Source organism: Marinomonas sp. S3726 (assembly GCF_000967665.1).
Taxonomy (GTDB): Bacteria; Pseudomonadota; Gammaproteobacteria; order Pseudomonadales; family Marinomonadaceae; genus Marinomonas.
Genome location: NZ_JXYC01000070.1, coordinates 1 through 794, shown reverse-complemented (window position 1 = coordinate 794; position 794 = coordinate 1). Strand labels below are relative to the sequence as shown.

Below are 794 nucleotides of genomic sequence, written 5' to 3'. Positions count from 1 at the left end.
AAAAAGAGACTCTATGGCCAACCTTGGGGTGAAAGCTATCAGACATGGAGCAACCAACAATTAGAGTGTGTTTTTAATAAATTAAAGCACGCTCACACCCACATAATTTTTAGTTATCAATAAAGAGATAAGCGTATGAACTATCCAGATACAGACGACCTTCAAGAAGGTAAATTTACCAATGGAAACCCTGTAGCGGGTATACCTGCAAGTGTTGCGTCGGCAGAACATATGAACGCGGTTTATGATGAAATTATTGATGTAATTTCAGACGCAGAACTAAACCCAGAATATGGCTCAAAACAGTTAAAAGCAGCCTTGCATAAGCGATATATTAAGTTTGGTGATTTTGGTTTAGGGACTAATGGAGTTGGAACTGAAAATGGGCACAGTATTTTTAAAGCTGGCTTTTATAGCGGTAACGGCGATCTATCAAGTAATTTCCCGAGTGACCGAAGCCGTTTCTCTGGTTTTATCACTGTGCCTTACCTTAATAGTGATTCGAAAGTATCAAATTTACATTTTGATGACCTTGGCCGTGTTTTTCACCAATACACCTCCGACGGTGAAAACTGGGCCAAATCAGAGCTATACGGCACAAAGAATGCCGATATGTGCGGCTCTATTTGGCTATTTACCACACTACAAACTCCCGCTGGTTTTTTAAAAGCAAACGGTGCCGAGGTTAGCCGAACGCTATACGCCGAGTTATTCTCCAAAATAGGTACAACTTACGGTGCTGGAGATGGAATTAACACTTTTAATTTACCAGACGTTCGAGCTGATTTTCCAAG

The 794-nt window shown here is 40.7% G+C and carries 1 protein-coding gene; it reads left to right on the top strand.

Annotated elements, in window-relative coordinates; genetic code table 11:
* Positions 1-135: 135 nt before the first annotated feature.
* Positions 136-794, top strand: a 659-nt coding sequence (locus tag TW85_RS25030; protein WP_046019865.1) for a phage tail protein, incomplete at its 3' end; no start/stop codon positions are given.